Genomic DNA, 26072 nt, shown 5'->3' on the forward strand with positions numbered 1-26072 from the left:
ACGAAGGCCTCCGGGCGGTGACGTGGTTCCTAGACAGCTCCACTTCACATCCGGAGGCCTTCACCTGTCTGCACGACAGGCCGTCACCGGGTCACCTCAGCTCGGGACAACGTCCCTGAACATCACATCTAGACCAGCAGGGAGAGGGGGAGGATCAGGGCGATCGCCACCACCGAGATCAGCGTCTCCATCACCGACCAGCTCTTCAGGGTCTGGCCCACCGAGAGCCCGAAGTACTCCTTCACCAGCCAGAACCCGGCGTCGTTGACGTGCGAGAAGAACAGCGACCCGGCGCCGATCGCCAGGACGAGCAGTGCGCTCTGCGACGGGTCCATCCCCGCCGCCAGCGGGGCCACGATGCCCGCCGCCGAGACCGTCGCCACCGTGGCCGAGCCGGTGGCCAGGCGGATCGCCACCGCGACCAGCCAGCCGAGCAGGAGCGGCGAGAGGTTCGCGTCCTTGGCCAGGCCGGTGATGACGTCGCCGACGCCGGCGTCGACCAGGGTCTGCTTGAAGCCGCCGCCCGCGCCGACGATGAGGATGATGCCCGCGACCGGGCCGAGCGAGTCACCGACCACAGTGGACAGCTTGTCGCGGCCGAGCCCGGCCGGGCGGCCCAGCAGCACCATGCCGACCAGGACCGCCACCAGCAGCGCGATCAGCGGGTCGCCGACGAAGTCGAGGATCTTGCGGGCCTGGCTGTCCTTGGCCAGCAGGATGTCGGAGAGCGCTTTCGCCAGCATGAGCACGACCGGCAGCAGCACCGTCGTGAGCGTCGCGGCGAAGCTCGGGCGCGGCTTGCCGGTGTCCGCGCGCTCGGGGACCAGGCGCTCGGGCGGCGCGGCGTCCGGCACCAGCCGGGCGGCCAGCTTGCCGAACAGCGGGCCCGCGATGACCAGCGTCGGGATGCCGACGAGCAGGCCGAACGCCAGCGTGATCCCGACGTTCGCGTTCAGCGCGCCCGCCGCGGCGAGCGGGCCGGGGTGCGGCGGGACGAGGCCGTGCAGCACCGAAAGCCCGGCCACCGCGGGAATTCCCAGCAGCATCAACGGTTTCCCGGTGCGCTTGACCGCGAGCAGCACCACCGGGATCAGCATGACGAGCCCGATCTCGAAGAACATCGGCAGCCCGATCAGCGCGGCGACGAGCGCCATCGCCCACGGCAGGCTCTTGTCGCGGGCTTTGCCGAGCACGGTGTCGACGATCTGGTCGGCGCCGCCCGAGTCGGCCAGCAGCTTGCCGAGCATCGCGCCGAGCGCGATCAGGATGCCGACCGACGCGACCGTGCTGCCGACACCGGTCGTGAAGCTCTTGAGCAGCTTGTCGACCGGCATCCCGGCGGTCAGCCCGAGCACGAGCGAGCCGAGCACCAGCGACAGGAACGGGTGCAGTTTCACCTTGGTGATCAGCACGACGATGACGGCGATCGCGACGACGGTCGCGGCGATCAGGCGGGTGTCGTGGCCGGTCCAGGCGGCGGCGAGGGTGGTCATGAGTGCTCCTGGAAAGCGGTGAGGGCGGCGTCGGTGATGGCGGCGGGCGACTCGCGGATGTCGAAGATCGCGCCGGGCTCGTCCGGTTCGAGGGGTTCGAGGTCGGCGAGCTGGGAGTCCAGCAGCGACACCGGCATGAAGTGACCCGAGCGCGACTGCATGCGCTCGGCGAGGACCTCGCGGTCCCCGTGCAGGTGGGCGAACCAGACGTTCCCGCCGGTCCGCAGCACGTCCCGATACCGGCGCTTGAGCGCGGACGACGTCACGACACCCCCGGCGGCCTGGTGCTCCCGGATCCAGCCGGCGATGGCCTCGAGCCAGGGGGCGCGGTCCTCGTCGGTCAGCGGGTGCCCCGCGGTCATCTTGTCGATGTTGGCCTTCGGGTGGAACGTGTCCGCCTCGGCGTATTCGACGTCCAGCGCCCGCGCGAGCGCGGTCCCGATCGTCGTCTTCCCGGAGCCTGACACCCCCATCACCACGATGACGGTCATCCGCACCTCCCACGTCGTTGTGCCCAGGAGAGTCAAACTCAAAAGTACTACTTATTCAAGATGAAGTACTACTTAATCGAGTCAGATGACTAGGTTGGGTGAGGTGAGGCACGAGCAGGTACTGGACGAGCTGGGCGCGGCGATCGCGAACGGATCGCTGCCCCCGGGCACCGTGTTGCGCTCCGAAGAGCTGCAAGAGCGCTTCGGTGCTTCGCGGACGGTGGCCCGCGAGGTCGTCCGGGTCCTGGAGACGATGCGGCTGACGAGCAGCAAGCGCCGGGTCGGGGTGACCGTCCGCGAGACGGCGGAGTGGAACCACTACGACCCGCGGCTGATCCGCTGGCAACTCGACGGGCCGGGCCGCCCGGCGGCGCTGGCCACGCTGAACGAGCTCCGGTCGGCGATCGAACCCTGCGCGGCCCGGTACGCGGCTTTGCGGGCGACACCGGAGGAGCGGGGTCGGCTCGGGGCGTTGGGGGAGCGGCTGGCGCGGACTGCCCGGGCGCGGGACCTGCCGACTTTTCTCGAGTTCGACATCGCTTTTCACGACCTGTTGCTGAGCGCTTCGCGGAACCCGATGTTCGCGCAGCTGTCGGAGGTCGTGGCGGAGGTGCTGACGGGGCGGACGGGGCACGGGTTGATGCCCCCGGAGCCGCAGCCCGAGGCGGTGGCGCTGCACTTGGAGGTGGCGGCGGCGGTGGCGGCGGGGGAGGCGGACCGGGCCGAGCGGGCGATGCGGGACATCGTGGTGCAGGCGCGTGAGGAGATCGCGGCCCTGGTGGAGTAGTCCGAGGCCGGCGGCGGATGGGGTGGGCCGTCGTGCGAATGCCGGCCAGGCGGGCCCCAGATGGGGTGCTCGGGCGGTTGGTGGGAGTGGACCGTCGTGCGGATGCCGGAGAGGCGGGCGCTCGTGTCGCAGCCGGGCGGTCGGTCGTGCGGCGCCGATGAGGTGGGTCCCGCGGTCGTCGTGCGGTGCGTGAGCCGAGGCGGACATCGGCCGGGTGGCGGTCGCGCGCGAGGCGAGTGCAGGTGGTCGTCGTGCGAGCCGGTGGGGCAGGCGGACACGCCGCGAGGCGGGTTCCGGGGTCGAGTAGCCTCCTCAGGAACTGCAGTTTTCTTCCGCCGGGGGGCACGGGTGAGCGCGGCGCGCGCGATCGGACTGGTCTTGGGTGTGGCGGCCGACGGCGCCCTCGGCGACCCCCGCCGCCGTCCGCCGGTCACGGCTTTCCGGCGGCTCACCCCCGGCCGTGGCGCTCTCGTCGCGGGTGCCGCCGTCGTGGGTGGCGTGCTGCTGGAGCGGGCCGGTCGCGGGCGGCCGCTCGTCCAAGCCTCGGCGACGGCCGTCACGACGTGGGCGGTCCTCGGGGCCGCCGGGCTGGCCGTGCAGGGCACCGAACTCGCGCGTGACCTCGAAGAGTGCCGCTTCGAGCCGGCGCGCGCGACACTGTCCGAATTGGACCCGCGGGTCGCCGACGGCCTCGGGGCGATCGCGTTGTCCCGCGCCTCCGTCGAGACGCTGGCCGAAAACACCTCCGACGCCGTCGTCGCCCCGCTGGTGTGGGGCGCGCTCGCGGGCGTTCCCGGGCTGGCCGGGGCGCGCGCCGTGAGCCTGCTGCGCCGGGCCCGCGTCGGGCGGCGGGGGCACTGGGCGATCGATCGGCTCGACGAGCTTGTCCACCTGGTCCCGACCCGCGTGGCGGCGGCGTTGACCGTCCTGGCGGCCCCGGTCGTCGGCGGCTCGGCCGGTGGCGCGTGGCGCGCGTGGCGCCGTGACACGATCGCCCACCCGAGCCCGAACGCGGGGCGCGTCGAGGCGGCGTTCGCGGGTGCGCTGGAGGTCCGCGTCGGCGGCCGGACGGTGTACCCGCACGGCGTGGCCGAGCTGCCGGTCCTCGGCGTCGGGCGCAACCCGGACGCCGGGCACGTGACGCGGGCGGTCGAGCTGTCCCGGGTCGTCGGCTGGCTGGCCGCCGTGACCTCGGTGGTGCTGGCCGTCGCGGCGGGCTTGCGGCGCCGCTCGCGCTGAGCTGTCCACAGGGGCGGCCGGGTGTGGACAACCGGGCGGCTTCGCTTGCGCTGGGGCGGTTTTGTCCTGGGGCACCGATAGACTGGCCTAGGGGCCGCCCCCAGGGATAGGGCGGGGGCCGCTCGTGCTTGGCCGCCGTGGCACAGCCGACAGCGTCGGCAGCATGGGCACCTCGTGGACGCTCAAGTCCGAGCACGACGACGACGGCCCGGGCGGCTCGTTCGTCGTCGGCGAGGAGTTCGAGATCCACACGAACGTCGCCGGTCAGGTCTGGACGATCACCTTCGCCGACAACGGCCTGGTCTTCTTCACCGGCGACGACGTCTCGACGCCCACCGGCATCCGGGAGCAGCACCCGACCGCCAACCGGCCCGGCCGGGTCCAGCACATGACCGTGCACGCGCTGAACCACGCCACCGGCGAGACCATCGACGGCGACCTGGCCGTGCAGCCGGTCGCGGCCTGCGGAGGCTGAACGAAGCGCGGCTGAGGGGGAGTCCCCTCAGCCGCGGCGGCGCAGCTGCGTCACCGCCTCCGCGTCCAGCCGCCCGCCGCGCGCGGTCAGCCGGGCGCCGATCCGGTCCCGGTCCTCGGCCGTCTTGTTGCCGCCGAACTTGAACTTCGCCCGGACGCCGGTGATCGTGAACTCGATCCCGCGGATCCCCGGCAGCAGCCGCTTGTCCGGCGCCTCCGTGGCGCTGACCGCGGCCCGCGCGCCGTCGGGCTCGAAGTGCCGCAGCTGCTCGTCCAGCAGCGCCGCCTTCGCCGCCGGGTCGTCGACCAGCCGGACGTCGCCCTCGAGCTGCACGGTCGCGTAGTACGACGTCGGCACGCCGCGCGCCGGGTCCGCGGTCGTGTTCCAGTCCGCGCGGATGTAGGTGTAGTCGTCGACCACCGTCAGCAGCGCCCGCGGGTGCTCCTCCAGCAGCGGCCAGATCGGGTTGGGCCGCGCCAGGTGCGTGACGACCGTGCGGTCGCCGTCGAACGCGAAGTGCGCCGGGGCCACCACCGGCAGGTCGCGGCCGGTGCCGCCGGCGATCAGCTGGCCGAAGTCGTGCGAGGACAGCCACTCCCGCCATTCGGAGTCGTCGGCGGCGTCCCACGGGTGGATCAGCATGCCCGCAGTGTCACCCGGGCAAGTGGCCGCGCCGAAGGGCCATTTCCGGCTTACTTCTGATGGCCACTTTCGGCGAGTTCGTCCTCGGCCAGGATCTCCGCGACCGACTTGCGGCGCGCCGGCGTCGGCGACGAATCGAGCGCGCCGCCGGGCTTCAGCTCGCGCACGGTGAAGTACAGCCAGCCGAGCAGCGCCATCGCGCCGAACGCGATCCACTGCAGCGCGTACGAGAGGAACGGCCCGGAGTCCGTCTGCGGCAGCGGCAGCGCGCCGAGCACGCCGGGCTGGCCGGTGTCGAGCTGGAAGTAGCCCGGCCGGATGTCGAGCTTCGCCGCCCGCGCGACGACCCGCGAATCGACGACGTAGCTCTGCAGCCGCCCGCCGGTCGACGCGTCGGCGAACGCGTCACGGTTCTTCGGGTCCGTTTCGTCGGCGCGCGCCCGCGCGGTCACCGTCACGACGCCGGGTGGCGGCGGCGCGAACGGCAGCGCGCCGGACTTGCTGTCGAGCCGGACGTAGCCGCGGTCGACGAGCACGACGGTGCCGTCGGTGGTCTGCAACGGCGTCAGCACCTCGAAGGCGCCCTCGCCCTGCACCGTCCGCAGCCGCGCGACGACCTCCTTGTCCGGCAGGTACCGGCCGGTGATCGAGACGAGGTGCCATTCGGTCTGCGGGCCGATCACGCTCCCCGGCGGCAGCAGCTGCGTCAGCGGCAGCGGCGCGGCCGTGAACGACGTCTCCAGCGCGGAGTTCTGCTGCTCGCGTTCGGTGTTGCGGCTGAACTGCCACGGCGACAGGAGCGTGAAGCAGCAGACGGCGAAGGTGAACACCACCGCCGTCAGAGCCAGCCACCCGGGCTTGAGCAGGAACCGCAACCGCACCCCACCACGGTAGGCCGTGCCCCGGCCCGGCCGCGTCCCGGCCTCCGCCACCTGTGACGGAGGCCGGGACGAACGGGACTCAGCGGTCGAGCCGCCACTGCTGGCTCAGGTTCCCGGCGACGCAGGCGGCCGTGATCACCCGCGTGCCCGGGTCGTTGGAGCCCAGGTCGGCGCACAGGCCGTTGTGGTTGCGCAGCGTGCCGTCGCCCGGCGCGGTCCACTGCTGGCTGACCGCGCCCGCCCGGCACGCGACCATGATCACCCGCGTGCCGGGGGCGTCGGACCCGAGGTCGGCGCACAGGCGGTTGGTGTTGACGAGCGTGCCGCCGAGGAGGCCCCAGCGCTGGCTGACCAGGCCTTCGCCGCAGGTCACGACGGTGATCGGGGTCTTCTCGGCGTTGGAGCCCAGGTCGGCGCAGAGCCCGTTGTGGTTGCGCAGCGTGCCGTCGCCCTTGAGGAACCACTGCTGGCTCAGGTTGCCGGCGACGCAGCCGGTGACGAGCAGCGCCGCGCCCGCCGCGTTGCTGCCGATGTCGGCGCAGGCACCGCCCGCCGTCCGCAGCGTGCCGTCGCCGGGGAAGCGCCACTGCTGCTCCGGGACCCCCGTGCAGGCGGCGGTCCCGACCGACGTCCCGGTCACGGCGAGGCAGAGGCCGGCCGCGGTGCGGACCGTGCCGTCCCCGGGGAGCGTCCACCGCTGCCCGGTGTTGTCCGCCGCGCACGCCGCGGTGGTCACCTGGGTGCCGGCGCCGGTGCACAGGCCGTTGAAGTTGCGGATCGCGTACGGCGGGATCTGGGCGCGCACCCAGTCCGTGAGGTCGTCGAGCCGGGTTTCCGTGGTGCCGTTGCGCGTTTCGGTCTCGCCGATGCAGCCGTGCTGCCACGACGCGTTGTTGATCGCGACCAGTTCGGTCGCGCCGCCGGTCTCGCGCAGCGCCGGACCGCCCGCGTCACCCTTGCAGGTGGTGGCGTCGGCCGTGACGTTCAGCGTGGTCGCGGTGCTCGAGGCGACGGTGAACGTGGCGGTCGACAGCCGGTCCGGCACCCATTCGGTCGCGGTCCGGCCGTAGCCGGCGAGCCGCAGGGTTTCGCCGGTGCTGACGGGCGAGGTCCCGAGGGCGACCGGCGCGACGGTGAAGACGGGCGCGTCGAGCCGGGCCAGGACGAGGTTCCGGTCCGGCCGCGGCACGAGCGAGGCGACCGCGGTGGTCCGGCCCCCGACGGTCACGGTGGCCGCGGCCGGCGGCGGGCCCGCGGGCGTCGCGGCGTCGCCGAAGCAGGTCGTGGCGGTGAGCACCCACTGCGGCGCGACGAGCGCCCCGGTGCAGCCCCGCCCGGCGGTGTTCACCTTGGCGACGTACGAATAAGTTCCTTCGGCGGCTTGACTTCCCCCGGCGATCGCTCCGGCCGGACCGGCGGCCACGAACCCCGCCGCGGTCACGAGCGCCAGAACGCCCGAAATCCTTTTGAGCACGCGTTTTCCCCTCATCGACGACGATGCCGGAGGGCTTATCGGGCGCGGCCCGCTCAACCGTACGAAGATCGGCTGTGACGCCGGTCACCGCTCGGCGCGGACCCAGTCGAGCAAGCCGGGCACCGCGCGTTCGACCATGCCGAGGACGTCCTCGAAGCCGTCGTCACCGCCGTAGTAGGGGTCCGGGACCTCGGCGCCTTCGGGCGCGGACGGGTCGAACGAGCGCAGCAGCCGCACCTTGGCGGGATCCTCGACCCGCGACCGCAGGAACTCGGCGTGCCCTTCGTCGGCGGCCAGCAGCAGATCGGCGGCGAGGTCTTCGCCGGAGACTTCGGAGGCCACGTGAGAGGTGGGGTAGCCGTGCGCTTTCAGCGTCGCGCGAGCACGTTTGTCGGCGGGCTCCCCGGCGTGCCACGGCCCGGTACCGGCACTGGTGACGCGGACGGCATCGCCGAGGTGAGCTTCTTCGAGCTTGGCCCGGAACACCAGTTCGGCCATCGGGGAGCGGCAGATGTTGCCGGAGCAGACGAAGACGATGTGGGTCACGTCCGCGAGCGTAACCGTGACGGTCGGCGAAGCGATCGCGTAACACGACTGCCGGTCGGCGCGACCAGTGCGGCAACATCCTCGGCACCGCTGGAGAACCGCCATGACGCCTCGCACATTCGTCGCCGTCGCCGCTCTCGCCGTCGCCATCGGTGCGCTGATCCTGCTCGGGACCACCGTGAAGGCGACGGCCGCGGGCGGGCAGTCCGTCGTGTGCGGGAGCGGGTTCAAGACCGACATGAGCCAGACGGCGCACGACTCGAACGTCAACGCGCTGACGAACGCCTACGCGGCCGACGCCGGCGCCGGCTGGGCGCTACCCGATCGCACCGAGGGCTATCAGGTGGCGTGCGACGCCGCGTTGTCCCTGCGCCGCGGCTTCGGCTGGGGCCTGCTCGCGGTCGGCGGGCTCGTGTTCGTCGGCGCGCTGGTCGTGCGGCGGCCCGAACAGGCCGACCGCCCGCCGGCGGCGACCGCGTAGTCGGCGGGCCGCCCCCTTCGCCTGCGTAACCGGCTGGTTCACCCGGTCACCCGCTCACTCGGCGGTACCCGTGGCCCGCGACCGGCACTTAGCGTGATCACGCGAGGACGCGAACCGGAAGGAAAGCGATCATGCACGGATGCTGCTCGAAGTGCACCGGTCAGGGCTGCGGCTGCTGCGGCAACTGCAACTGACGCCCCACGCGGCGCTCACGGCGGCGGCGGCCAGACGCCGCCGGGGCGCCTCCCCCGGCCCGCACGAACAGCCGCTGCCGAGGGTCCCTCAGCCCAAGCAGGTAGCCGACGTCGCCGTGCCGAGGGCGCGGGTGTGCAGTGCGTCGAAGTGGTGGACGACGTCCGCCACCCCGGCGGCCACCAGCTGACGCGCCGGGCACGAATGCGCCGCCCGCACCGCCGAAGTCGCCGCCAGCTCCGTCAGCAACCCCGTGTTCAGCCGGTCGATCACCGGGCGGATCACCGCGAGATCCGGCCGGGGCGAAGGAACTTCCGCCGGGTGGGCGTCCCAGCGCGTGTAAAGCCCGCGCTGCACCACCTTGTTCGCCTCGATCTGCGCGCGGAAGAACCGCACCGCGTCCGCCGGGTCGAGGCCGAGACCCGGGGCGCGCGCCGAAACCGAGTCGTAGATCTGCTGTTCGCGCACCGGGTCGTCGATCGGTGACGGCGTTCCGTACTTCGCCGCCGCCACCTGATCGGCTAGTTCCACGCGCTGCGCGGCCAGGTCGGTGAGCCGCCACAGGCCAGGGGGAGAAGCCGACGCCGGGAGCGCCGCCACCAGGAGACCGGACACCACCGCGAAGAGCACAGCCAGTACTCGCATGGCGCACGACCGTACATGCGAAGATCCCCGGATGCCCGCACTCTCCGAAGTCATCACCGTGCTGGAGCAGGCCTACCCGCCCGCGCTCGCCGAGTCGTGGGACGCCGTCGGCCTCGTCTGCGGCGATCCGGCCGAGCCCGTCACACGCGTGCTCTTCTGCGTCGACCCGGTCGCCGAGACCGTCGACGAAGCCGCCGACCTCGGCGCGCAGCTGATCGTCGCGCACCACCCGCTGCTCCTGCGCGGAGTGCACGGCGTCCCGGCCGACACCGCCAAGGGTGCGCTCGTGCACCGGATGATCCGCGCCGGTATCGCCCTCTACTGCGCCCACACCAACGCCGATTCGGCCGATCCCGGTGTCTCCGACGCGCTCGCGCAGGCGATCGGGCTCCGCGTGACCGGCCCGCTCGCGCCCAACGCCGACGGCGTCACCGGCATCGGCCGCCTCGGCGAGCTGCCCGAGCCCGAGCCGTTCGCGATGTTCGTGCAGCGGGTCGCCGACGCGCTGCCCGAGACCGTGCCCGGGGTGCTCGGGGCGGGCGACGAGGACCGCTTGATCCGCACCGTCGCCGTCTCCGGCGGGGCCGGCGACTCCTACCTGAAGCAGGCCACCGCGGCCGGGGTCGACGCCTACGTCACCGCCGACCTGCGCCATCACCCCGCCGGTGAGCACCTCGCGGGGGCGCACCCGGTGCCCGCGCTGGTCGGGCTGACCCACTGGGCCAGCGAATGGCCGTGGTGCGGGCAAGCCTCGGCGGTCGTGGCGCGAGCGTTTGCGGGTAACGTCGACATCTGCGTCTCCACGCGGTGCACCGACCCGTGGAACGTCCGCGCCGAGCGCACATCGAATTAAGAGGAGCACCGTGAAGGCCGAACCCGCCGTGCAGCGCCAGTTGCTCGAGCTCGCCAAGGTGGACGCCGAGCTCTCGCGCACCGCGCACCGCCGCCGCACCCTGCCGGAGCTGGCCGAGATCGACGCGGGAGAGAAGCTCGCCCGCGAGCGCCGCGACGCGCTCGTCTCGGTGGAGACCGCCGCCTCCGACCTGGACCGCGAGGTCGCCCGGCAGGAGAAGGAGATCGAGTCGGTGCGCGCCCGGGAGGACCGCGACCGCAAGCTCCTCGCGTCCGGCTCGGTGAACTCGAAGCAGATGACCGACATCGAGCACGAACTGCAGACGCTCGAACGGCGCCAGCGCGCGCTCGAGGACGACCTGCTGGAGCTGATGGAGCAGCGCGAGGCGCTGGGCCTGGACGCGCAGCGCACCGGCGCCGAGGTCGACAAGGCCGAAGCCGAGGTCGCCGCCGCGATCGTCCGCCGCGACGAGGCGTTCAAGGACCTCGACACCATCCGCGCGCGCCGCGACGAGGACCGCGCGAAGCTGCTGCCGCGTTTCCCGGAGCCGCTGCTCAAGCTGTACGAGCGGGTCCGCGAGCACAAGGGCATCGGTGCCGCCCTGCTCCGCGCCCGCCGGTGCGGTGCCTGCCAGCTGGAGATGGACCGCAACACCGTCAACGAGATCAAGGGCTCGCCCGAGGACGAGGTCATCCAGTGCGAGAACTGCGGCGCGATCCTGGTCCGGACCGTGGAGTCGGGTCTGTGACCTCGCACGTCGTGATCGAGGCCGACGGCGGATCCCGGGGCAACCCGGGCCCGGCCGGCTACGGCGCCGTGGTCAAGGACGCCGACGGCGAGGTGCTCGCCGAGCGCAAGGAAGGCCTCGGCGTCGTCACCAACAACGTCGCCGAGTACCGCGGGCTGATCGCCGGGCTGGCCGCCGCGGCCGAGCTCGGTGCGTCCACTGTGGACGTCCGGATGGACTCGAAGCTCGTGGTGGAGCAGATGTCCGGGCGCTGGAAGATCAAGCACCCGGACATGCAGCCGCTGGCCGAGCGGGCCAAGGAGCTGGCCGCCGGGTTCACGCGCGTCAAGTACGAGTGGATCCCGCGCGCGCAGAACTCCCACGCCGACCGCCTGGCCAACGAGGCCATGGACGAAGCCGCCGGCAAGCCCGCCACGGCGAAGCCGCCGAAGCTGCCGACCCGCAAGCCGGACCGCGCGACGGTGGCCTGGACCGGTGCGAAGGGCACGCCGACCCGGCTGCTCCTGCTGCGCCACGGCCAGACGGAGATGTCGGCGCTGCGCCGCTACTCCGGCCGCGGCGACGTCCCGCTCACCGAACTGGGCCGCGCGCAGGCCGCGGCGGCGGCTAAGCGGCTGGCCGCGATGGACGGCCTGGTCGTCGACGGCGAGGCCGTCCCGATCATCTCCTCGCCGCTCACGCGCACGAAGCAGACCGCGCAGGCCGTCGCCGACGCGCTCGGCGGCCGCGTCGAGACCCACCCCGGCCTCATCGAGACCGACTTCGGCGACTGGGAAGGCCTGACGTTCGCCGAAGCCGCCGACCGCGACCCCGAGCTGCACGGTTCGTGGCTGGGCGACAGCGCGGTGCCGCCCCCGGGCGGCGAGAGCTTCGACGTCGTCCACCGGCGCGTCCGCAAGGCCCGCGACGAGCTGATCGCCGAGCACGGCGGCCGGACGTTGCTGCTGGTCAGCCACGTGACACCGATCAACACGCTGCTGCGGATGGGCCTCGACGCCGGCCCGCAGCTGCTGTTCCGGCTGCACCTGGACCTGGCGTCGCTGTCGATCGTCGAGTTCTACCCGGACGGCAACGCGTCGGTCCGCCTGGTCAACGACACCTCGCACTTGTCCTGACCGGTCGAATGTGGGGTGGATCACGCTCAATGCCGACGCGTGGCCGACCCCCGATGGGGTATTGGCTACAGTGTCTCGACCGCGTCGCCGCGGTGGCGGGTCTCCAGCTCGACCCACTTCAGGGGGCGCCGGCTCGCGCGTATCCCACCGGCAGAAGCCTGCGGGCGGAACAGTGACGAGGACATGACGGCTAGCGCACTCACCGAGACCTCTCCGAGCGACGTCCCCGAGGACCCCGTGCCCGCGACGACCGCGCGGAGCTGGGGCGCGCGGCTCGCGCCGGTGCTGGCCGTGCTCACCGGCGTCGCGGCGGTCGCCGCCCACGCCACGCGCTACGGCCACTGGATCGTCGACGACGCCGCCATCACGTTCTCCTACGCCCGCAGCTTCGCCGACGGCCTCGGCCCGGTGCTGCAGCCGGGCGCCCCGCCGGTCGAGGGCTTCTCCGACCCGACGTGGATGGTGCTGCTCGGCCTCGGCAAGCTCGTCGGCCTCTTCGACCACGGCTCCCTCTTCGGGCTGCCCGACTACGTGCTGTTCCCGAAGGTGCTGGGCCTGCTGTTCACCGGCGGCATCCTGACCGCGTGCCACTTCGCCGCGAAGCAGATCTTCACCCGCTTCGCGTGGCTGGCCACGCTGATCGCCGGCCTGACGCTGGCGACGATCCCGTCGTTCGTCATCTGGGTCGTGTCCGGCCTGGAGAACTCGCTGTTCGCGTTCGCGGTGGTCACGCTGGGCGTGACGCTGTTCATCGCGGTGCGCAACGACCGCCTGCTGACCCCGAAGGTCGCGATCTGGGCGGGCGTCATGGTGGCGTTCGCCGCGCTGACCCGGCCGGAAGGCCTGATCTACGCGGGCGCGTACCCGCTGGCGGCGCTGTTCCTGCTGCGCGGCGGCCTGTTCTGGAAGAGCTTCCGCCTGGCCCTGCTGTCGGTGGCGGCGTTCGCGGTGCCGTTCGGCGCGTACGTCGTCTGGCGCCACGCCGAGTTCGGGCGGCTGCTGGCCAACCCGTCGGTGGCGAAGCAGCAGGGCCTGCCGGGCTTCGACGCCGTGAAGCGCCCCTTCGAGCTGGTCGGCTACGCGGGCTGGGCCGGCGTGGCCGTGCTGGCGCTCGTGCTCGCGTTCGCGCTGGTCAAGGCCCCGTGGCGGCGTTCGCTGATCGCGCTGCTGGTGCCGCTGGGGCTCGGGATCGTCGCGTACGGCGTGATGGTCCCGGACTGGATGTACCAGCACCGCTTCGCCAGCCCGATCTGGCCGCTGGCGGTCATCGCGGGCACGCTGTCGGCTGGTGAGCTGCTGCGCCACCGCCAGGCCCTGCTGCGCGTCGGCGTGGTCGTGGTCCTGGTGGGCGCGTTCATCCCGTCGGCGATCGGCTTCGCGTCGGCGGCGGACAAGTTCGCGAAGAACCCCAACATCACGGCGTGCCTGGTGGCGGACCGCTTCGGCCGCGGCTTCAACACGTACGCGGACATCCTGGGCATCCAGAAGGCGTCGCTGCTGCTGCCGGACCTCGGTGGTTCGTCGATGACCAGCCGCCTGGAGCTGGTCGACATGGCGGGCCTGGTCAACAAGCCGATCGCGGACCTGGTCCACGACAACGACCTGGCGGGCCTGCGCAACTACGTGTTCGACACGGTGAAGCCGACGTTCATCCACTCGTGGGGCCCCTGGGCGGCGGGGAACGGCATCGCTCTGGACCCGCGCTTGGACCGCGACTACGTGCTGATCTACAGCTCGCCGATCGAAGGCCTGCGCAACGGCGACTGGGTCCGCCGCGACGCGGTGACGGACCCGGCGAAGCTGAAGGCGGCGCAGGACTACGCGGCGAAGACGATCCCGGCGGTGGCGGCGGACCGCTTCGGCGGGCCTTTGGACGACTGCGGGGCGACGATGAAGCCGGGCCAGACGATCACGATGCCCAGCTGATTCAGGGGTTGTGCGCGGCGCGGAAGGCGTCGATCTGCCGCTGGACGCTCTCCAACCGGCGGGACCTTCAGCAGGGCGACGAGCAGGTCACCGGGGTGGAAGTCGCCTTCGGCGAGCGGATCCCGCTCCAGGAGGTCGAGCGCGAGGGGCACCAGCAGCTCGGCGCTCGTGCGCGGTCCGGACCAGCCGGGTCGCGTCGGCGGGCGGAGCGTCCCAGGTGTGGCCCTCGAGCTGTTCGAGGCTCAGCGACATGTCGACCACGGCTCAGCTCGCCAGGCCCAGGCTCAGCCACAACGCCCCGGTCGCCGCGGCCAGGCACAACGGCGTCGTGATGATCCCCAGCGCGTGGAACGTCTTCGCCGACGGGGGTGCCGGGAGCGTCCGGCGCCACAGCAGCGTCGCCAGTGAGCCCAGATAGGTCGCGTTCGGGCCGATGTTCACGCCCAGCAGGACCGCCAGCAGCACGCCCGGGGCCGGGTGCGGGCCGAGGACCGACAGCAGGATCAGCGTCGCCGGCAGGTTGTTGACCAGGTTGGCCAGCAGCGCCGCCACCCCGGCCGCGATCAGGAGGTCCAGCAGGCCGGTCGACGTCGGCAAGAGGTCGCCGAGGAGGCCGCCCAGGACGTGCTCCGACACCGCCTCCACCACGACCGCCAGGCCCAGCACGAACAGGCACAGCTGCGGCGACGCCTCGGTGACCAGCTGCCACGGCCGGATCTTGCCCCTCGCCAGTGCCCGCACGCCCAGGATCAGCGCCGCGAGCGCCGCGATCCACACCGGCTCGACGTGGCCGAGCTGGCCGACGCCGAAGCCCGCCAGCGTCAGGACGAGGACGACGAGTGCGAACGTCGGCGTTTCGAGGTGCTGCTTCGGTTCGGCGGTCTCGCGGGGCCGCAGGTCGGCGGCGAAGAACCGCAGGAAAACCGCCAGTTCGATGGCGATCGTGACCAGCCACGGCAACGCCATCAGCGCGGTGAACCCGGCGAACGTCAGCCCCGACGCGGCGAACGCCAGGAGGTTCGTCAGGTTGGACACCGGCAGCAGCGTCGACGCGGAGTTGGCCAGGTGCGCGCACGCGTAGACGTGCGGGCGGGGCGGGAGTTCGAGGCTCTTCGCCGTCGCGAGGACGACCGGGGTGAGCAGGACGACGGTGGCGTCCAGGCTGAGGATCGCGGTCACCCCGGCCGCGGCGGCGAAGGTGAGCACCAGCAGGCGCCGCGGTTTGCCGTGGCACGCCTCGGCCAGGCGGTTGCCGAGCCAGCTGAAGACGCCGTCGACACTGGCCAAAAAGGACAACAGGAGAATGGCGGCCAGAAAGCCCAGCGTCGGGAGGATCTCGACGGCCCGGTCGCCGGCCGCTTCGGGTCGCACGAGCCCGAGCAGCAGGGCGAGCCCCGCGGCCGGCACCGCGGCGACGGCTTCGGGCCACCCGCGCGGCCGGACGATGGCGAAGACCAGCACGACGGCCAGCAGCGCGAGGCTGCCCGCCCCTGCCCAGAAGTTCACGTGCTCACGCTAATCGACGCCCGCCGACGCGCCCCGCCTGACCACGGCGGCGGCCGGAGTGGTGGCGGCGCGATTCTGTCGGTGCTCCCGGGTAGCGTGGAAAACGGGGGCGCCCCCGCGGGCGCTCAGACCCCCAGCGGCTCCGGCGTCGCCGCACCTCGCGCCAGGTCCTGCTCCTTGGCCCGGATCACCGGCAGCACCTCCTTGCCGAAGTGCTCGACGTCCTCGAGGTAGTGCAGGAACCCGAGCAGCAGCAGGTTCGCCCCGCGCTTCTTGTACTCGATCGCCCGGTCGGCGATCTGCTCCGGGGTCCCGATCAGCTTCGTCCGGAACCCGTCATTGTACTGCACCAGGTCCTCGAACTCCGAGTCCGCCCACATCCCCTTCGAGTCCGAAGTGGACTTCCCCGCCTGCGCCACGGCCGACCGGAACCCTTCGACCGCCTCGACGTTGGCCTTGGCGACGATCTCCTTCAAGACCGCGCGGGCCTCGCTCTCGGAAGAACGGGCGATCACGAACCCGTTCAGTCCGAACCGGACAGTCCGGCCCGCGGAAGCCGCGTAGCCGCGAACCTCGGAAACCTGCTCGCTGAACCCGTCGAAGTCCTTGCCGTTGCTGAAGTACCAGTCCGACACGCTCCCGGCGAGCTTCCGCGCCGCCGTCGAATTTCCGCCCTGGAAGATCTCCGGGTGCGGGGCCGCCACCGGCTTCGGCTTGATGTCGAAGTCGTGGATGCGGTAGAAGTCCCCGCGGAACTCCGCGTGGTCGTTGGTCCAAAGTTCGCGCAGGACGCGGATGAACTCCTCCGACCGCCGGTAGCGCTCGTCGTGCTCCAGCCACGGTTCGCCGAGGCCGGTGAACTCGCCCTTGAACCAGCCGCTGACCACGTTGACCGCCGCGCGGCCGCCGGAAATCACGTCGGCGCTGGCGATGAACTTCGCCAGCACGCCCGGGTGCCACAGTCCCGGGTGGACGGCCGCGATCACCTTCAGGCGCTGCGTCGCGAGCAGCAGGGCCAGGCTGAACCCGGTCGATTCGTGCTGGTAGGAGGCACCGTAGCTGGCGGTGTAGCGAACTTGGGAAAGCGCGTACTCGAAGCCGCTGTTCTCGGCCAGCACGGCCAGCTGCCGGTTGTACTCGTAACCCCAGTCCGTCCGCTGCTCGATGTCGGACGTGACGAGGCCACCGCTCACGTTCGGGACCCAGTAGGCGAATTTCAACGGCTCTTCGTACGACATGGCCCGAGTAGAGCAACGACCCGGAGACGGGTCAACGCGCGTCCGCACGGTGGGACTTGGCCAGCGCGCCACCGAGTTCCGCGCGGCCGGGGATGCCGAGCTTGCGGTACGCGCCCGACAGGTGCAGCTCCACCGTGCGCCGGGTCAGGTGCAGCGCCGTCGCGATTTCGCGGTTGGTCAGGCCCTGCGCGGCCATCACCGCGATGCGGTTTTCCTGCCGCGTCAACCCGTGTTCGTTGTCCTTGGCCGGGGTGAGCGCACGCCGGGACGAGCGCAGCTCCTCCGCCGCGCGCCGGGCGAGCGGGCGGGCGCCGCAGTGCTCGCTCAGCTCCACCGCCTGCCGCAGGGTTTCGATGGCCTTTTCGGACTGGCCGTGCCGCGCCTGCAGGCTGCCGAGCTCCGTCAACGCCGTCGCCAGCTGCAGCCGCGCCGGGGACGTCCGCAACGTCGTGATCGCCTTGGTCAGCGCGCGCTCGGCTTCGTCGTCCTCGCGCACGAGCCCCAACGTCGTCAGCGCCGTGCCCAGCGGCCGCGCCGCGCCCCAGCGGGCCGCCGCCGTGCTGTCCTCTTCCGCCAGCCGCGCCGCGTCGTCGGCCTGGCCGAGCGCCAGCGCCGCCCGCGCGGCGTGCGCGCGCCACGGCACGAACCCAGGGAACCGCATGCCGTGGTGGGCCAGCCGGCGCCCGCAGCTGAGCAGGTCCTCGAACCCGAACCGGGTGTACCCGGTGGCGACGCGCAGGCGGCCTCGCGCGTACAGCAAGTAGGTGTGGGTGAACAGGCCCTGGCTGGCGACGAAGTCCATCCGGTCCAGCAGCGACGTCGCCGCCTCGAACCGGCCGAGGTCCACCCAGCACTCGACGAGCTTCGCCGCGCACAGCACGCCGACCGGGCACGTCGTCGTGCCGCCGCGCTCGTCGAACCGGCGCAGCAGCGATTCGAAGTGGACGCTCGCGCGCTGCAGGTCGCCGCTGGCCTGCAGCGCGATCCCGCGGGCCAGGGTGGGCAGCGCGCCGTGCGGCACGTGCACGTCCCACGGCTCGCGCTCGACGTCGAGGGCGCGGCACAGCCGGTCGACGTGCGCGGGCTCGTCCGCGAGCACCGCGGTCGCCAGCGTGAAGAAGTAGTGCTGCTCGAAGAGTTCGCTGTCGTCGCCCGACAGCGCGTCCGCGAAGTGGCCGAGGGCGTCTTGCGCCGACTCGCCGCTGCGGACGGCGTCGAGCGCCAGCAACGCCGAGCGGCTGCGCTGCGCCGCCGGGTCGGTCAGCGGCGCCCACTGCTCCTCGAAGTCGCGGAACTCCGGGGGCGGGCCCAGCCGGCTGCCCGCTTCGGCGAGGTAGGTCACGCACAGCAGCGGCCACACGGCGTCCGGGCCGCCGGCGTCGAGCCGCGCCGCGATCTGGCCCGCCGCGCTGATCCCGAGCCGGGCGTCCTGCCCGCCGCAGAGCGACAGCAGCATCGCCGTGGCGATGACCGCGGCGGTCTCGCGGTTGCCGATCGTGTCGACGGCTTCCCGCACCCGCTTCGCCGCGGCCGGCGGGTCGACCTGGAACTCCGCGTGCGCCAGCTGCAGCAGCACGGCGACCCGGCGCCCGGACGACAGCCGTTCGGCCAGCGCCCGCCGCAGGTGCCGCGCGGCCAGCTCGGGCCGTCCGGAGAACACGGCGTCGCGCGCGCTCAGCCGCAGCACGTCCACGCCCCACGGGATTCGGATCGACGTCGCTTCCAGCAGGTGCGCGGCGACGCGCTCGACCGGCGCGCCCGTCTCCGACAGCAGCTTCGCCGCCCGCCCGTGGTTGACCGCGCGGGTCGTCTGCGGCATGTCCTTGAGCAGGGAGTTGCGGACGAACGAATAGGTCAGCACCGGCTGGTTGCTGTTGGTGAGCACGTGCAGCCGGACCATCGTGTCGATCGCCTGCAGCGCGTCGAGCTCGTCGACGCCGGCGAGCTGGGCCAGCAGGTCGAACCCGGCGTCCTCGCCGAGGATGGCCGCCGCGTGCAGGATCTCCGCCGCGTGCGGGAACTCCTGCATCCGCGTGTGCAGCACCTGGCCGATCAGCGACGAGCCGAGCTCGTGCGGGTCCGCGCCGGGCAGCAGCCGCGGGCGCAGGGCCTGCAGCAGGTACGGGTTGCCGCCGGTCGCCTCGCGGCAGGCGGTGGCGAGCTCGCCGGGGGCGAGACCGAGGATTTCGGCCGCGGCGGCGTCGCCGAGGCCGTTCAGGGTGATCGACGCCGGCGTGCAGCCCGCCATCTCCAGCAGCGCGACGTCGTGGTGCGGCGGGTGCCCGGTCAGCGCGGTCAGGACGATCAGCACCGGCAGGTCGAGCACGCGGTTGCGGATGTAGGCGAGGCACCGCATGGACCAGGCGTCGGCGAGGTGGACGTTGTCGATGCCGAGGAACAGCGGGCCGCGGCCGGCGGCCTCGCGGACGAGCCCGAAGAAGAGTTCGAGCGCTTCGCTCTCCCCGGCCGGTCCGCACAGCTCGGTGGCGCTCGGGCGCGGCGTGCCCGGGGCGCTCAGCGCGTCCGCGAGCTGGCGGGCGAGCCCGCCCGGCAGGTGGCTCTCCAGCCGCGACCCGGTGGCGATCGCGACGGTGAAGCCCGCGTCCGCGGCCAGCGTCGCGACGGTGTGGAGGGTGGCGCTCTTGCCCATGCCGAACTCGCCGACCAGGACCGCGCTGGCCGCGCGGCCGCCGAGTGCGGCCGGGAAAAGGCTGGTCAGGCGGCTGAGCTCGGGTTCGCGGCCGGGGAGCCGCGGGGCGGGACGCTTCGGTACCGAAGCCCCGCTGACGGGGTGCTCGGGATTTACTTCGGTATCCACCGTAAGGACTTTCATGTTGGGTTGGGGCAGACTACTGGAATCCGGCCGACCAGGGGAGATCCCGCGGAGCGCGGCCGGACCCGCCCACGACACGAGCAGGGGAGCCGATGGACGCAGCCGATGCGAACCGGTCCTCCCCGCCGGCACTTCCGTCGGGCAGCGGGTAGCCGGCTCCGGCCGGTCGCTCCGGAACGCCGGCCGCCGGTGCGCCGCCGCGGGGGAGGTACCCGAGCCGGACCGCCTCCGCCAGCGCTTCGCCCACCGACCGGAACTCGGTGACCCGGACCCGGCAGCGGGCACAGCCCCGCAGGTGCGTTTCGAACTCCGCCGGGTCGTCGAGGACGCCGAGCCCGTGCGCCGCGGCGTCCCGGTGCTTCCCCGTCATCGCACCGCCACTTCACCGAGCGTCTTCCGCAATTGCCGCATCGCCGTGTACAACCGCGATTTCACGGTTCCTTCCGGAATTCCCAGAATTTCCGCCGCCCGCCGAACGGTGTTTCCGGCGAGGTAGGTCTCGTAGATGACGGACTGGTATTTCGCGTCCAGTTCCCCCAATGCCCGAGTAATCGTTAGTGCGGCTAACGAACTGTCCGCGCGATCGGCGGACTCGGCGTTTTCCGGGATGTCCAGAGCAACCTCCTGCGGGCGGACCCGGCGATTTCTCCAGCCGTCGATGACGATCCGGCGGGCCACCGTGAGCAGCCAGCCGCGCAGCATTCCGGGCTCGCGTTCGAGGGTGTCCGAGTGTTGCCACGCGCGGATCATGGTCTCCTGCACCACATCCTCGGTCCACTGCCGGTCGTGGTTGGTCAGGGACAACACCTGTGCGAACAGGGTGGCGCGGAAGTCCTTGTACAGCAACGGGACGAGATCGTCCGCCGGGTCGACCGCGGTGGTGGACGAGGCGTAACCGACGTGGCCGCGACTTTCTCTGCCCAGTGCTTCCATAAAGCTCGCAACCTCACCTGACTGGCGGACCGTGGGGCCATCGGAGCGTAGCGCAAAACAACTTAATAGGCCATATGCATTAGTTTCGGTGCCCCATTAGCGACGGCCGCAAACGACACCCGTTCAAGATCGGTTCAGAATGTGTCTTGTGATGCACATCACAGGTCACTAAAAGGTGACGGCGAGAACCGGATCGCACCTTTCTCCCGTAGCTCACTGTGAAGCCTCCTTCGCGAAGGGACACCGGGATGCCGCTCCGATTCGTGGCGCTGCTGGCCGCCGCGGCCGCGCTCGTGCTCGGCTGCGCCCTTCCGGCGTCGGCCGGCGAACTGCAGCAGACCGACCGCGCGCTGCTGACCCGGCTGAAGCAGCACACGCTGTGGGCCGGGCCGTCGAGCAGGCTGGCCGCCGAGCGGGCCACCAACCGCCGCGTCCGCGCCGTCGCCGTCCGCATCACCGACGACCAGGCCCGCCTCGACGTCGCACTGGGCGCGGTGGCCGACCGGCTCGCGATCACCCTCCCGGGGGAGCCGACCGAGCAGGAGCGCACCTGGGCGGACGAACTCGCCGCGGCCGGCGGCGACGCGTTCGACCGCGCCTACGTCAACCGGCTCCGCGCCGAGTACGGCAGCCTCTTCGCGCTCGCCTCCGACGTCCGCGCCGGCACCCGCGACGACGACGTCCGCGCGTTCGCCCAGACCGCCGTCGACACCGCGCTCGGGCACCTGACGCTCCTGGAGAGCACCGGGCTCGCCGAAACCACGTCCCTGCTCGTCTCCGCCACCGAGGACGACACCCTCGGCGGCGGGGACCTCGCCGCCGCCGCCGTCCTCGTGGCCCTCGCCACCGTCGCCACGTTCGGCCTGCTCCGCCTGCTCGGAACTCCCGGCAGGACCCCGCCGCGCACCCGGAGGTAAGCCGCTCCATGTCCCCCTCAGCCGCGCTGATCCCGGTGTCGCCGCACGACACCGGGATCGCCGAGGCGGCCGCGCTCTCCGGCCGCCTCACCTACCTCTGCATGTGCCTCACCCTGTGCTGGGGCGTGCTCGCCGCCACCGGCTGGGTCCGCCGGTTCAGCGGCCGGGACGCGCTGCGCACCGGCCACACCCTGCTCGCCGCGTTCACCCTCGCCACCGGCACGCTGCACGGGCTGACCTTCCTCTTCCTCGAGGACGACCCGTTCGGCGTCGCCGACCTCCTGCTCCCCTTCTACGACGGCACCCCGCGCCACGCGCTCGGCATCGCCGGCCTGGAGCTGGTGATCGCCGTGTCCGTGACGGCGGGCCTGCGCCGCGCGAGGGAAGGGCGGTGGCTGCGCTTCCACCAGGCCGGCTACCTCGCCATCGGCCTGCTCGCCGTGCACGCCTGGCTCGGCGCCGTCTCGAGCGGGCACCTGGCCGTCGTCTGGCTGGCCGGGATCACGCTGCTCGTCCCGCCGGTGCTGCTGTCGGTCCTGCGGGTGCTGCCGCCCGCGTTGCTCGCCCGCGCCGGGCTGGTCACGCCGCCCGAGCCGGAGCCGGCCGCCCTGCGCGTCGACGTCGACAGCCGGCGCTGCCACGCCTACGGCGTCTGCCAGAGCGAGGCGCCGCAGGTGTTCCAGCTCGGCCAGGACGGCCGGCTCGAGTACGAGAAACGCCCCGAAGCGGAGGAAGTCCCGAACGTCCGCGCGGCCGCGCGCGCCTGTCCCATGCGAGCCATCCACCTGCTGGGAGCGATCTGATGACCGAACGCATCGTCATCGCCGGAGCCGGACTGGCCGGCCTGCGCGCCGCCGAACGGCTGCGCGAACTCGGGTTCGACGGCGAAGTCGTCGTCCTCGGCGCCGAACCCGGCATCGCCTACCACCGGCCGGCGCTGTCCAAGCAGCTCCTCACCGGCGCGGTCAGCCGCGCCGACACCCTCCTCGCCGACCCCCTCGAAGTCGACGCCGAATGGCGGTTCGACACGCCGGTCACCGCGCTGTCGCCGCACCGGCAGGTCGTCCACCTGCGCGACGAGGAACTCCGCTACGACGGCCTGGTCATCGCCACCGGCGTCGAACCCCGCCGCATGCCGGGCGCGCCGCACGGCCACCAGCGCGTGGTCGTCGTCCGCACCCTTTCCGACACCGTCGCGCTCCAGCGGGCGCTGACCGGCAACCCCGGCCCGGTCGCGGTGATCGGCGACGGCTTCATCGGCTGCGAAGTCGCTTCCAGCCTCCGCGAAACCGGCCGCGGGGTCGTCCTCTTCGGACGGTCGCGCCCGCTGCTGGCCGACGTCCTCGGCCCCGACATCGGCGACTGGCTCACGGCGTTGCACGCGGCCCGCGGCGTCCACCTCGAACTCGGCACCACGATCCGCCGCTGGCGTCCCGGGCCGACGTCGGTCGGGCTCGAATTCGCCGACGGCCGCGCGCTCGACGTCGCGTGCGTGGTGGTCGCCGTCGGCAGCGTCCCGGCGGTGTCCTGGCTGCGCGGCGCCAAGCTGCCCCTCGACGACGGCGTCGTCTGCGAACCCACCTGCCACGTCGTCGGCTCGTCGACGATCGTCGCGGCGGGCGACGTCGCCCGCTGGCCCAACCTCCGCTACGACGTCACGCCGCGGCGCGACGAGCACTGGCTCAACGCCGTCGAAATGAGCCGCGCGGCCGCCGAGAACCTCCTCGCCGGCCCGCGGGGCTCGCGGCCGTACACGCCGGTGCCGCGCTACTGGTCCGAGCAGCACGGCGTCCGCATCCAGGTCGCCGGCCGCCCCGCACTCGGTGCCGACACCGTCCTCCTGGAGAGCCCGGTGGCCGGCACGCGGCCCATCACGGGGTTCGTCCGCCACGGCAAGCTGGTCGGGCTGATCGGCCTGGACAGCCCCGCCGCGGTGCTGCACTGGACGGCCGAACTCGCCCGCCAGCACCCCGCGCCGGCGGTGGTCCGGCCACGCCACCACAGCGAGGCGGCGGCCGGCTGCTGAGCTACGATTCGGCCTGCGGACGAGCTGGCAGGGCGGTCGCGGGCCGGGGTGACCCGGCCCGAGGAAAGTCCGGACTCCACGGGGCAGGGTGGTTGCTAACGGCAACCCGGGGCGACCCGCGGGAAAGTGCCACAGAAAACAGACCGCCCCCGCTTTCGGGCGGGGGTAAGGGTGAAACGGTGGTGTAAGAGACCACCAGCGTCCCGGGTGACCGGGACGGCTAGGTAAACCCCACCCGGAGCAAGGCCAAGAGGGAGCTCTCGAGCTCCTGCGCAGGCGTTCGAGGACGGCCCGTCCGAGTCTGCGGGTAGGCCGCTGGAGCCTGCCGGCGACGGCAGGCCGAGATGGATGGCCGCCGCCCCGGAAGCCGCAAGGCGACCGGGGAACAGGATCCGGCTTACATGCCGGCTCGTCCGCCCCACTGCCCGCCGTGAGTGTCCAGGGCGGTTCCAACCGCCCTGAACACTCACGACCGAGGGGTGCCGGCAGTGGTTACCCGGTAGTAGGGTGCCGCTATGGCGGGTGACGAGAAGCGGTTCAAGTCGGCGTTCGATTCCCTGCACGCCCTGGCGTACTTCGCTCCCGAGGTGGACGAAGCGCTCACCGGTGCCGGGCTCCGGCCCGGGCGGATGCCGTACTTCGCCGGGCGGTCCGCCGCGATGGGCGCGGTCGGGCCCGAGGTCGTCGCGGCCACCTTCTACAACTTCAACCCCGAGGTCGTCGCGCGCGTGATCCCGCGCGCCTGGACCCTCGCGACGCCGGAACAGGTCCTCGAAGCCCGCGTCGACGGGGTCGACAAAGCACTGACCCGGCTGCTCGGCGACCACGTCAAGAGCGACGAGGTCGCCGAAGCCGCGGAGCTCGCGCGTGAAGCCGCCGCCGGGTGCACCGCCGAGGGCCGGCCGCTCTACGCCGCGCACGCGGGGCTCGGCTGGCCGGGGGAGCCGCACCTCGTGCTCTGGCACGCCGTCACCCTGATCCGCGAGTACCGCGGCGACGGCCACATCGCCGCGCTCGTCCTCAACGGCCTCAGCGGCGTCGAAGCGCTCGTCACGCACGTGGCCACCGGCCGCGGCTTCCTCACCGCCACCGCCAAGCTGACCCGCGGCTGGAGCGACGAGCAGTGGGCCGCCGCCGAAGCCCGCCTCGTCGAGCGCGGGCTCTTGGACGCCGAGAGCCTGCTGACCGACGAAGGGGCCGCCGTCCGCGACCGCGTCGAGGTCGCCACCGAGGCCGCCGCGCGGGGGCCGTGGGAGCACCTCGGGGCCGAGCGGACCGCCCGGCTCGAAGAGCTGTGCCGCGGGCTCAGCCGGCTCGTCGTGGAGGCCGGTGCCTTCCCGGACGGGGTCTTCGCCAAGCGTCGCCCTTAGCACATCAAGATCACGCTATGTAGTGAAAAACTTGTGAAGTTCTGAGCCGCCTGTGACGGACAGCGCAGGGGTTCAAGATCGATATGGCCGCCGACCGGCCGAGGGGCCGTCACGGAACGGACTCGTGCGACGCGGCCGTTCGGGTCATGTCACACTGTTCCAGGCCTCACGAAGGCCACGGCGCCAGTACCCACAGTGAGCAAATCCCGGGCATAGGGGTGAGTTCGTCAGCACACTGAGAAGTATGGGTGGCCGGGGTTCAACCCGAGGGCCCTTGCCGCGATGATGGTGGGCGTGGAGTTTTCGTGTACCCCGCGCACCGCGCCGGTTGAAGAGGCAGCCGGTATTCACGCAGCGCGCTTTGACCACTACCCCTCGTAGCCCCCATGATGTTGTTCGAAGCACCGCCTGAGCCAGAACCGCGCGGCCCCCACCGCGCACCGGGAGTATCGCGATGACGACCTTGACCACCCTCGACACCCTGGCCGCCGGCGAGCTGGGCACGGGAAACGTGCGCACCTGGCTGATCGACAACATCATTCCCCTGGTGCTGCTGGCCGTAGCGCTCCTCCTGCTCTGGCTCGGTGGCGGCAAGGGCGACAACGCCGGTGTCATGCGCCGCCTCGCCGGTGTGGTCATCGCGCTCGCCATCATCGGACTCGCGGTCAGCGGCGTCGGCGTCAACGTCGGTCAGTGGATCGCCGGCCTGTTCACCGGCTGAGGCGGGGCCCGCGTGCGCATCAGGACGGATGACGAGGTCTACCGGGTCGACGCCGTGTGGCTCGGCCCCCCGAAAGCGACTTTTCCCTGGAGAGCCCGGTACGTCGCCTGGCTCATCGGCATCCCGACGTTCTTCGTCGTGCTCGGCGTCGAACGCTGGGCCGGCTGGAGCTTCGGGTTCTTTTCGACGGCGTGGGCGTTCGTCGCCACCATCGTCGTCACCCGGCTGCTGACCGCCAAGATCAGCCACGAGCGCCCGCTGGGCACCGTGGTCGCGATGGCGGGCCGCGAGCTCAACACCCCGAGAGAACTGACCACGGGCACGGGCGGCGCGGTGAGCGCCAGCCGGGTCCGGGTGCGGGCCGAACGCCCGTTGCCGAAGCACCGCCGGAGGCGGCAGTACCAGCACCACGGCGGCCAGCCGGGTGCCGCGCCGCCCACGCCACCCTCGACGGGGGCGCGCCGCGCCGCCGCGCCGGTTCACCAGGGAGCACCACGAGCGCGCCGGGGCCGCGGCAACGCGGCCCGGGCCGGGAGGTAG

At 72.4% G+C, this 26072-nt stretch carries 27 protein-coding genes and 1 other RNA gene; 15 read left to right on the forward strand and 13 right to left on the reverse strand.

Going from position 1 to position 26072, the window contains the following annotated elements:
• Positions 1 to 128: 128 nt before the first annotated feature.
• Both ACLJQM_RS47100 and ACLJQM_RS47105 read right to left on the reverse strand, forming a co-directional pair.
• Entirely contained in the window at positions 129 to 1493 is a 1365-nt protein-coding gene (locus ACLJQM_RS47100) for a gluconate:H+ symporter (protein ID WP_410636538.1), read from the reverse strand.
• Positions 1490 to 1984, reverse strand: a complete 495-nt coding sequence (locus ACLJQM_RS47105; protein ID WP_410636539.1) for a gluconokinase — start codon at positions 1982 to 1984, stop codon at positions 1490 to 1492. Before ACLJQM_RS47105 ends, ACLJQM_RS47100 begins: the two co-directional genes overlap by 4 nt.
• An 85-nt stretch (positions 1985 to 2069) precedes the next feature.
• On the opposite strand from ACLJQM_RS47105, the gene ACLJQM_RS47110 reads away from it, so the two are divergent.
• The 3 genes from ACLJQM_RS47110 to ACLJQM_RS47120 all read left to right on the forward strand — a co-directional run bounded on the left by ACLJQM_RS47110 (position 2070) and on the right by ACLJQM_RS47120 (position 4485).
• Positions 2070 to 2771, forward strand: a complete 702-nt coding sequence (locus ACLJQM_RS47110; protein WP_247014448.1) for a FadR/GntR family transcriptional regulator — start codon at positions 2070 to 2072, stop codon at positions 2769 to 2771.
• A 348-nt stretch (positions 2772 to 3119) separates the two neighbouring features.
• A complete protein-coding gene (locus ACLJQM_RS47115) occupies positions 3120 to 4010 on the forward strand; it encodes a cobalamin biosynthesis protein (protein ID WP_360772185.1) in 891 nt (296 codons plus the stop codon).
• 163 nt (positions 4011 to 4173) lie between these two features.
• On the forward strand, positions 4174 to 4485 hold the full coding sequence (locus ACLJQM_RS47120) for a hypothetical protein (protein WP_410636540.1): 312 nt from the start codon (positions 4174 to 4176) through the stop codon (positions 4483 to 4485).
• Positions 4486 to 4512: 27 nt separating this feature from the next.
• On the opposite strand, the gene ACLJQM_RS47125 is transcribed toward ACLJQM_RS47120, so the two are convergent.
• The 4 genes from ACLJQM_RS47125 to ACLJQM_RS47140 all read right to left on the reverse strand — a co-directional run bounded on the left by ACLJQM_RS47125 (position 4513) and on the right by ACLJQM_RS47140 (position 8028).
• A complete protein-coding gene (locus ACLJQM_RS47125) occupies positions 4513 to 5127 on the reverse strand; it encodes an FMN-binding negative transcriptional regulator (protein WP_410636541.1) in 615 nt (204 codons plus the stop codon).
• Positions 5128 to 5177: 50 nt separating this feature from the next.
• Entirely contained in the window at positions 5178 to 6008 is an 831-nt protein-coding gene (locus tag ACLJQM_RS47130; RefSeq protein WP_247014444.1) for an SURF1 family protein, read from the reverse strand.
• 79 nt (positions 6009 to 6087) lie between these two features.
• Positions 6088 to 7482 carry a ricin-type beta-trefoil lectin domain protein gene (locus tag ACLJQM_RS47135; RefSeq protein ID WP_410636542.1) on the reverse strand — a complete coding sequence of 465 codons (1395 nt, stop codon included), beginning with the start codon at positions 7480 to 7482 and terminating at the stop codon, positions 6088 to 6090.
• Positions 7483 to 7566: 84 nt separating this feature from the next.
• Positions 7567 to 8028, reverse strand: coding sequence for a low molecular weight protein-tyrosine-phosphatase (locus tag ACLJQM_RS47140; protein ID WP_360772173.1), 462 nt, complete (start codon positions 8026 to 8028; stop codon positions 7567 to 7569).
• 103 nt (positions 8029 to 8131) lie between these two features.
• Here ACLJQM_RS47140 and ACLJQM_RS47145 point away from each other — a divergent pair, with 103 nt between their 5' ends.
• A complete protein-coding gene (locus ACLJQM_RS47145; RefSeq protein ID WP_410636543.1) occupies positions 8132 to 8509 on the forward strand; it encodes a hypothetical protein in 378 nt (125 codons plus the stop codon).
• Positions 8510 to 8791: 282 nt separating this feature from the next.
• On the opposite strand, the gene ACLJQM_RS47150 is transcribed toward ACLJQM_RS47145, so the two are convergent.
• Positions 8792 to 9346 carry a chorismate mutase gene (locus ACLJQM_RS47150; protein WP_410636544.1) on the reverse strand — a complete coding sequence of 185 codons (555 nt, stop codon included), beginning with the start codon at positions 9344 to 9346 and terminating at the stop codon, positions 8792 to 8794.
• A gap of 31 nt (positions 9347 to 9377) precedes the next feature.
• Here ACLJQM_RS47150 and ACLJQM_RS47155 point away from each other — a divergent pair, with 31 nt between their 5' ends.
• The 4 genes from ACLJQM_RS47155 (at position 9378) to ACLJQM_RS47170 (ending at position 13988) form a co-directional block, all read left to right on the forward strand.
• Positions 9378 to 10199, forward strand: coding sequence for a Nif3-like dinuclear metal center hexameric protein (locus ACLJQM_RS47155; protein ID WP_247014439.1), 822 nt, complete (start codon positions 9378 to 9380; stop codon positions 10197 to 10199).
• Positions 10200 to 10209: 10 nt separating this feature from the next.
• A complete protein-coding gene (locus tag ACLJQM_RS47160) occupies positions 10210 to 10947 on the forward strand; it encodes a zinc ribbon domain-containing protein (protein WP_247014438.1) in 738 nt (245 codons plus the stop codon).
• Positions 10944 to 12062 (forward strand): bifunctional RNase H/acid phosphatase, encoded by a 1119-nt coding sequence (locus ACLJQM_RS47165; protein ID WP_410636545.1) that lies wholly within the window; start codon positions 10944 to 10946, stop codon positions 12060 to 12062. The genes ACLJQM_RS47160 and ACLJQM_RS47165 overlap by 4 nt, the downstream gene beginning before the upstream one ends.
• Positions 12063 to 12245: 183 nt before the next feature.
• Positions 12246 to 13988, forward strand: a complete 1743-nt coding sequence (locus ACLJQM_RS47170) for a hypothetical protein (protein ID WP_410636546.1) — start codon at positions 12246 to 12248, stop codon at positions 13986 to 13988.
• Here ACLJQM_RS47170 and ACLJQM_RS47175 read toward each other — a convergent pair.
• The 6 genes from ACLJQM_RS47175 to ACLJQM_RS47200 form a co-directional block, all read right to left on the reverse strand.
• Positions 13880 to 14140 carry a contact-dependent growth inhibition system immunity protein gene (locus tag ACLJQM_RS47175; RefSeq protein WP_410636547.1) on the reverse strand — a complete coding sequence of 87 codons (261 nt, stop codon included), beginning with the start codon at positions 14138 to 14140 and terminating at the stop codon, positions 13880 to 13882. The two genes, ACLJQM_RS47170 and ACLJQM_RS47175, sit on opposite strands and share 109 nt — an antisense overlap.
• A 112-nt stretch (positions 14141 to 14252) precedes the next feature.
• On the reverse strand, positions 14253 to 15494 hold the full coding sequence (locus tag ACLJQM_RS47180) for an SLC13 family permease (protein ID WP_410636548.1): 1242 nt from the start codon (positions 15492 to 15494) through the stop codon (positions 14253 to 14255).
• Between the two features lie 125 nt (positions 15495 to 15619).
• Positions 15620 to 16732 (reverse strand): dimethylsulfone monooxygenase SfnG, encoded by a 1113-nt coding sequence (gene sfnG / locus ACLJQM_RS47185; RefSeq protein WP_247014434.1) that lies wholly within the window; start codon positions 16730 to 16732, stop codon positions 15620 to 15622.
• Between the two features lie 31 nt (positions 16733 to 16763).
• Positions 16764 to 19550 carry an AAA family ATPase gene (locus tag ACLJQM_RS47190; RefSeq protein ID WP_410636549.1) on the reverse strand — a complete coding sequence of 929 codons (2787 nt, stop codon included), beginning with the start codon at positions 19548 to 19550 and terminating at the stop codon, positions 16764 to 16766.
• A gap of 31 nt (positions 19551 to 19581) precedes the next feature.
• Positions 19582 to 19935 (reverse strand): hypothetical protein, encoded by a 354-nt coding sequence (locus tag ACLJQM_RS47195; RefSeq protein WP_247014432.1) that lies wholly within the window; start codon positions 19933 to 19935, stop codon positions 19582 to 19584.
• Positions 19932 to 20498, reverse strand: a complete 567-nt coding sequence (locus ACLJQM_RS47200; protein ID WP_410636550.1) for a sigma-70 family RNA polymerase sigma factor — start codon at positions 20496 to 20498, stop codon at positions 19932 to 19934. Before ACLJQM_RS47200 ends, ACLJQM_RS47195 begins: the two co-directional genes overlap by 4 nt.
• Before the next feature lie 248 nt (positions 20499 to 20746).
• Between ACLJQM_RS47200 and ACLJQM_RS47205 the strand changes: the two genes are divergently transcribed.
• The 7 genes from ACLJQM_RS47205 to ACLJQM_RS47235 all read left to right on the forward strand — a co-directional run bounded on the left by ACLJQM_RS47205 (position 20747) and on the right by ACLJQM_RS47235 (position 26072).
• The gene (locus tag ACLJQM_RS47205) at positions 20747 to 21415 is read left to right on the forward strand and encodes a DUF4142 domain-containing protein (protein WP_247014430.1); all 669 of its coding nucleotides are present in this window, start codon (positions 20747 to 20749) and stop codon (positions 21413 to 21415) included.
• Between the two features lie 8 nt (positions 21416 to 21423).
• The gene (locus ACLJQM_RS47210) at positions 21424 to 22218 is read left to right on the forward strand and encodes a 4Fe-4S domain-containing protein (protein WP_410636551.1); all 795 of its coding nucleotides are present in this window, start codon (positions 21424 to 21426) and stop codon (positions 22216 to 22218) included.
• Positions 22218 to 23441, forward strand: a complete 1224-nt coding sequence (locus ACLJQM_RS47215) for an NAD(P)/FAD-dependent oxidoreductase (protein ID WP_360772144.1) — start codon at positions 22218 to 22220, stop codon at positions 23439 to 23441. Before ACLJQM_RS47210 ends, ACLJQM_RS47215 begins: the two co-directional genes overlap by 1 nt.
• 20 nt (positions 23442 to 23461) lie before the next feature.
• Positions 23462 to 23857, forward strand: an RNA gene (gene rnpB / locus ACLJQM_RS47220) — RNase P RNA component class A.
• Between the two features lie 99 nt (positions 23858 to 23956).
• Positions 23957 to 24811 (forward strand): SCO6745 family protein, encoded by an 855-nt coding sequence (locus ACLJQM_RS47225; RefSeq protein WP_360772141.1) that lies wholly within the window; start codon positions 23957 to 23959, stop codon positions 24809 to 24811.
• A 454-nt stretch (positions 24812 to 25265) separates the two neighbouring features.
• On the forward strand, positions 25266 to 25532 hold the full coding sequence (locus ACLJQM_RS47230) for a hypothetical protein (RefSeq protein ID WP_410636552.1): 267 nt from the start codon (positions 25266 to 25268) through the stop codon (positions 25530 to 25532).
• Positions 25533 to 25544: 12 nt separating this feature from the next.
• On the forward strand, positions 25545 to 26072 hold the full coding sequence (locus tag ACLJQM_RS47235) for a hypothetical protein (protein WP_247014425.1): 528 nt from the start codon (positions 25545 to 25547) through the stop codon (positions 26070 to 26072).

Source organism: Amycolatopsis sp. cmx-4-83 (assembly GCF_046548815.1).
GTDB classification, from domain to species: Bacteria; Actinomycetota; Actinomycetes; order Mycobacteriales; family Pseudonocardiaceae; genus Amycolatopsis; species Amycolatopsis pretoriensis_A.